At 66.4% G+C, this 6,479-nt stretch carries 4 protein-coding genes; 3 read left to right on the top strand and 1 reads right to left on the bottom strand.

The features are described from left to right. The 3 genes from VFQ05_19105 to VFQ05_19095 all read left to right on the top strand — a co-directional run. The coding region (locus tag VFQ05_19105; protein HET9328880.1) for a DinB family protein at positions 1 to 468 on the top strand (468 nt) is incomplete at its 5' end. A 189-nt stretch (positions 469 to 657) separates the two neighbouring features. Beyond that, positions 658 to 3,231, top strand: coding sequence for a DUF5916 domain-containing protein (locus VFQ05_19100; GenBank protein HET9328879.1), 2,574 nt, complete (start codon positions 658 to 660; stop codon positions 3,229 to 3,231). 515 nt (positions 3,232 to 3,746) lie between these two features. Further along, positions 3,747 to 5,744 carry a tetratricopeptide repeat protein gene (locus tag VFQ05_19095; protein HET9328878.1) on the top strand — a complete coding sequence of 666 codons (1,998 nt, stop codon included), beginning with the start codon at positions 3,747 to 3,749 and terminating at the stop codon, positions 5,742 to 5,744. Positions 5,745 to 5,842: 98 nt separating this feature from the next. Here VFQ05_19095 and VFQ05_19090 read toward each other — a convergent pair whose 3' ends face one another. Continuing rightward, positions 5,843 to 6,388: a hypothetical protein gene (locus VFQ05_19090; protein HET9328877.1), complete on the bottom strand. Its 546-nt coding sequence runs from the start codon at positions 6,386 to 6,388 to the stop codon at positions 5,843 to 5,845. Positions 6,389 to 6,479: the final 91 nt, after the last annotated feature.

Here is a 6,479-nt window from a genome sequence, read left to right as displayed (position 1 = left end):
TTCGTCGCGGCCTTCGATCGTGAGTATCAGACGACGCTCAAGGTGCTGCGCGCGTATCCCGCGGACAAGGCCGAGCTCAAGCCGTCGGAGAAGATGAAGAACGCCCGTGAGCTGGCGTGGATGCTGGTGCTGAACCAGATGGTGGTCGTGGCCGTCCTGGCCGGCGACCTTCGGCCAGGAGCGTTCCCCGGACCGCCCGCGACCTGGAACGAAATGCTCGCGGCCTTCGAGCGCGAGCACCAGGCCACGATGTCGAAGCTCCAGGATCTGGACGACCAGGAGCTGCAGAGGACGCTCCCGATGCCGACGGGCCCGGGGAAGATGGGCGAGATGCGGAAGGGGGAAGCCCTGTGGTTCTTCCTCAACGATACGATTCACCACCGCGGCCAGCTCAGCGTGTACCTGCGTCTGGCCGGTGGAAAGCTGCCGAGCATCTACGGTCCCACCGCCGACGAGCGCTGGTCCTAGCCGCCACGGCCGATCACGAGGCCCGAGCCATCGCTCGGGCCTCGTTCCATTCCCCGCGTTCCGTCCCTCGAAAACCGGCGTTCGTCTCTCTCGTGAGTTCCAGCCGCCCAGAACGCCGGCGCGATCCCAACCTCCGCGCTCAACCCTCCGTCCAAGTTCACGTCGCTCGGATGATGGACGGAGGCCTCCATGACTGCCCGATTCATGTGCCTGTTTGCACTGCTCGCCTTTCCCCCCGCGGCGCGAGCCGCATCGCCGGCCGCTCCACCTCATCCGCCGATCAGCGCCGCGCCCGCGCGCGACATGCGCTGCGACGGCATTCTGGACGAGCCCGCCTGGGCCGCGGCCTCTCCGGTGACCGAGTTCTATCAGCAGACTCCCAAGCAGGGCGAGGCCGCGACCATGAAATCGGACTTCCGCGTCCTGTACGACGCCTCGGCGATCTACATCGGCGCCCGGCTCTACGACGCCCACCCGGAGTCGATCCAGGCCAATCTCGGCCGGCGCGACAGCTCCCTCCCCGCCGACCGCATCACCGTGTACATCGATCCCTATCACGACAAGCGGAGCGGCTACCTGTTCGTGGTGAACGCCGCGGGTCTGCGCCTCGACGGCCTGATGTACAACGACGGCGCCCAGGACCTGACCTGGGACGCGGTGTGGGAAGGGCGCGCGCATCGCGACTCCCTGGGCTGGTCATGTGAGCTGCGGATTCCGCTCTCGCAGCTCCGTTTCCAGTCGGACGACGAGCCGGTGTGGGGAATCAACTTCAAGCGCGTGATCCTGCGTTACGGTGAGGAATCGCTGGTGGCCTACACGCCGCGTGGCGAGTCCGGCTTCGTGTCGCGGTTCCCCGACCTCGTGGGCCTCAAGGACATCCGCTCGTCCTGGTCGGTGGAGCTCTCGCCTTACACCACGGCGAAGTCCGAACACCTGCGCCACGACCCGGGCGATCCGTTCAACGACGGCTCACGGACCACGGCGCGCTACGGACTGGACCTGCGCTCGGCCGTCGGTCCGCGACTGACGCTCAACGCCACCGTGAACCCCGACTTCGGACAGGTCGAGGTGGACCCCGCGATCGTCAATCTATCGGACGTCGAGGCCACCTTCGAAGAGAAGCGCCCTTACTTCGTGGAAGGCGCCAACATCTTCCGGTTCGGCCGTGAGGGATCCAACAGCTACTGGGATTTCAACTGGCCCGAGCCGCGCTTCTTCTACTCCCGCCGCATCGGCCGCACGCCGCAGGGAGCCCTCCCTCCCAACGTCGACTTTGCCGACGTGCCGATCGCCACCACCATTCTCGGCGCGGCCAAGCTCACCGGAAAGATCACGCCGACCACCAACTTTGGAACCCTGCAGTCGATCACCGGTCGGGCGATGGCGGATCTGTCGACCAACGGAAACCTGTGGCAGAGCCAGGTCGAGCCCCTCACCTACTACCAGGTGACTCGCGGGCTGAAGGAGTTCTCGGACCGGCGAGCCGGCCTTGGCCTCATCGCCACCACCGTGGCCCGGAAGTTCGAGGACCCCCTGCTCGAGAACCAGCTCAATCAGACCTCGCTGTTCGGAGGGTTGGACGGCTGGTACTTCCTCGACAAGAAACAAACCTGGGCGCTGAGCGGATGGGGCGCCGGATCCAACGTTCGAGGCACTCCGTTGCGGATGCGGGCGGTCCAGCAGAGCTCGCGGCACTACTTCCAGCGCCCCGATGCGGAGAACGTCTCGGTCGATCCCGATGCCACCGATCTGTCGGGCTGGGGAGGCCGCCTCTGGCTCAACAAGCAGAGCGGCGCCGTGATGTCCAACACCGGGGTGGGATTCATCTCGCCCGGCTTCGAGGTCAACGACCTCGGCATCCAGTCGCGCTCCGACGTCCTCAACGGCCATCAGATGCTCGGTTACCAGTGGACCCAGGAAGGACGCATCAAGCGCTCCGCCAACGTCTGGAGCGCCGTCAGCAGCAGCTTCAACGTCGACGGCGACATGACCAGCGCCGGCGCCACGATCGGAGGCAACGTCACCTACAACAACAACTGGAACAACTGGTGGAACGCCGGATTCTCTCCGAGCGCCACCGATCCGCGCGCCACGCGCGGCGGCCCGACGATGGAATCGCCGCGCAGCATCTACGTGAATGCCGGGTTCAACTCGGACAGCTACAAGAAGCTGTTCCTGTCGCCGTGGGTGAATCTCGACTGGAACGAGGCCGGCAGCTCCGTGAAGTCTGGGGGCTTCTACATCGAGTGGAAGCCGAAGTCGAACCTGTTCCTGTCCACCGGCCCCTGGGTGGAGATGAACCATCAGGACGCACAGTACGTCGACACCGTCGTGGACCCGGGCGCGACCTCCACCTACGGACGGCGCTACGTGTTCTCCGAGCTGGACCAGACGACGCTCGGGCTCGATGTCCGGCTCAACTGGACCTTCACCCCCGACCTCAGCCTCCAGACCTACGTCCAGCCTTTCTTCTCGAGCGCCCGGTTCACCCGGTTCAAGTCTCTGGCCGAGCCCGGAACGTATTCGTTCGACCCCTACGCCTACTCCCGCGACCCGAGCTTCGACTTCGCCTCACTGCGAGGGAATGCGGTCCTGCGGTGGGAGTATCGCCCCGGCTCCGCGCTCTTCCTGGTCTGGACGCAGACGCGTGACGACAACGACGAGCTGGGCGAATTCGATTTCGGCCGGCAGGCGCACGCCTTGATGGAGGCGGAAGCCGACAACGTGTTCATGGTGAAGCTCAGCTACTACCTCGGGCTGTGAGCATGGAACCCAGGGCGAGCGTTCTTGTCCGATTCCAACATCGGGCGCTCGTTGCTCTTTTGACGACGCTTGTCGCCGCTCCCCGGCACGCGCTCGGCATTCGTGGGGCGTTCGACCTCGCTCGTCGAGTCACTCGTCACGCTCGCGCGTGACTCTGCGTAAATGGCTCGACGAAGGAACTCCGCTGCCGCTGTACCGGAGGCTCTTGATGCGTCTCGCTTCATCAGGCCAGGCGGGATCGAGGAAACGTTGGGTCCCCCTTTCGCGATTCCACCTCGCTGCCCGCGCGCCGGCGGCTGGCGCGGAGCGGTCTGCCTGGAACATCCCGGCGGCAGCCGCGATGCTGCTGGCCGCCGCTGCCTGGGCAGCAGGAAGACTCGCGCCTGAGAAGCTCGAGCGCCGGGCTCGAGCGGCCTCATTGCGGCCGCAGCTCCAGAGAAGTCCATCGATGGCCGTTCGCGTTTCTCCGACCGGGATGAGGCGCATGCGACGAAGGGTTGGCGCCGCCCGGTCCTTTGGCTGAGCGCCGGCTCCGGGTCGTTCCCGCGGAGTCGTCCCCGCCCGTCCAGCCCCAGGTCGTGCGAGGGGGCCGGCGCGCCGGTGCGGACGAGCACCACCTCCGCCTTCTCGCCGCGGCCACGATCGGCCTCGTGGCGATCGAGGCTGCAGGCTCGCGCTGGCTGGTCTCGAGCCTGTGGGGGGCTCATGCCTACGCATTCTTCCCGCCGTGGATCGGGTTCGTTGCACTCGGGTTGCTGGTGCTCGCCTGGATCTCGATCCGGAGGGCGGTCGCGGCAGGCAGCTGGAGATTCGCCGCGGCGTTGGAGCGGCTGACACGCGCTCCGCGCTCGACGGTCCTCCGTCCTCCCATTCTCTTCGCCTCCGCTTTGCTCGTCTTCTGGCACTTCCGCGCGCGGCATCTGCTGCTCGGGGACGGCCTGGTTCTCTCCACCAACATCGTCGAGCCTCAGGCGCTGCATCCGCTCGAGCCGCTCGCGATGTTCATCCAGCAGATCTGGACCTCCTGGGCCGCGCCGTGGTTCCGCGGCGGTGGACTGCTGGAGCGCGACGTCGCCTGGCAAGCCATCGCGCTCGGCAGCGCGGTCGCGGGAGCATTCTTCGTGGTGATCGCCGATGCGATCGCCCGTCAGCTCCACCAAGCGGCTCGAACGTCCGAGGCGGAAATCCCCGCGACCAATCTGCCGTTGCTGGTGCTGGTCGGCCAGGGCTACGCGCAGCTGTTCTTCGGCTATGTCGAGAACTACGCCTTGCTGGTGCTGGCCATGGCCTACTACGTGTGGTGCGCCTTGTCCTATCTCAACGGACGAGGGCCTCTGCTGTCGGTGATCCTCTCCTGCCTGATCGCGATGTGCGTCCACCTGTCGGCGGCGGCGCTGCTCCCTTCCCTGGCTTTCGTGATCGCGATCGCGTTCCGGCGCCGCCACGAACGAAGCTTCTGGGCCGATCTGCTGGCGGGCGGGCTGTTGGTCGGCATGGTGGTCATCCTGCTGTCGCAGCTCGGGACCGGGTACGACCTGCCGAAGACGCTGCTCGCGACCGTGGGCCGGATCGCGACGCCGGAGAGCGACGCGCCAGGGTACATCGCCAGCGCCAAGCACGCGCTCGACGTGCTCAACGAGCAGCTGCTCGTCGGGCCTCTGGGACTGGTGCTGATCCTTGCCGGCCTGACCAGATTGCGCTGGTCGCGAGGACAGCCGGCGGTTCGGATCTTCCTGACGACGCTGGCCGGATCCTATGTGCTGGTCAGCCTGGTCGCGGGGGACTCGAATCTCGGCTATGCGAGGAACTGGGATCTCTTGGCGCCCACGGGGTTCGTCTTCATCGTCGCCGGGCTGTTCCTCTTGCTCGAGCAAGTGCGCACACCGCGCTACCGTCACGCGGCCTTGGCACTCGCCCTCGCCGTCTCCTTCTTCCACAGCACGCCTTGGATCGTGCTGAATGCGTCGGTCGAGCGGGGGCTGGCCCGGTTCGCCAGCCTGCCTCTCGGGGGAGGGCGAACGGAATCGACGCTGGGTTGCTGGCACTTTCGCCAGGCGAACTACCCGGAGGCGGAGCGCTGGCTCGATCGCTCGATCGCCGCCAATCCCGGCAACCCTCGCGCCCACTACTGGGCAGGCCGCGTCTATGCGGCCACGGGACGGATCGATGCCGCCGCCGCGGCGTTCGAGCGCGCGAGAGAGATCCGTCCGGACGTGGTCTCGTTTCGTCTGGCATGGATCAACAGCCTGGTGCGGCTCGGGCTGCTCGATGCGGCGCTCCAGGAAGCGAGCTACCTGGTCAAGACCGGTCCATCCCATCCCCGTCGATGGGCGCTGCTCGGCGCCATCCTGCTCGAGCTCGGCCGCGGACCCGCCGCGCTGGAAGCCTTTCAGCGCGCGAGGATTCTCGAGCCTGACGACCAGAGCTACGAGCGACTCATCAGCCTGGTGGCATCTCCGAGAACCGGCCTCCCCGTCCCGCGCGAGGATCTCGACGCGCTCACCGGGATGTAGAAACCGTCAACGCCCGCCCGGCCGGCAGGCCTGGGCGGGCGCTGACGTGCGCAGAGAGGCGGCCGCGAATGCATGCTTCGCGACCGCCCGGTGCGGATCTACTGGCCTCCGAACAGGTAGACGTGGAAGCCGATGTTGGTGAAGTTCGACCCGATGGTGCCGAAGCTGGTCTCGCTTCCTCCTCCGGGGAAGTCGGTGTTGATGATCCCGAGACCATGGGCCGCCGAGAAGCTGACGTTGTCGGCGAGGAAGACCTCGACCTCCAGCTCACCCAGGATCGAGAGCGTGGTGACGTTGTCGGTATCGATCGGCGGAGGTGGCCCGTCGGTGACGACTTCCTGGCTCTCGTAGAGGATTCCGGGCCGGACCATGAAATGCACGCGATCCCAGCTCTTCAGCATGATCGGGAGCCCGATGTCGAATGCCGAGAAGGAGAGGTCTTCGTCACTGACCACATCCTCCTCGGAGCCGAAGCCGATACCAAAGTCGATGGCGATCTTCTGACCGGACAACCACCACCGCACCCCGATGGGCGCCGCCACCCTGTGGAATCCGAGCCCGATGTTCGGGTGGGTGGGCTGAGCGGCCGCCACGGAAGCGGCAAGCATGAACGCGAGAGCCAGGAAGCCGATCCATCGCTTCATGAAGCTTCTCCTTTCCATAGAAGGATCTGGCCGAAGCGGCCTACCACCGTACGCAGGGCAGGACACGGTCCGATCCAAACCCACACCGATG

The sequence above is a fragment of the Candidatus Eisenbacteria bacterium genome (assembly GCA_035712145.1).
In the GTDB taxonomy this organism is placed as follows: domain Bacteria; phylum Eisenbacteria; class RBG-16-71-46; order RBG-16-71-46; family RBG-16-71-46; genus DASTBI01.
The sequence above is the reverse complement of the archived record's forward strand: the minus strand, read 5'-3'. Positions and strand labels throughout refer to the sequence as shown.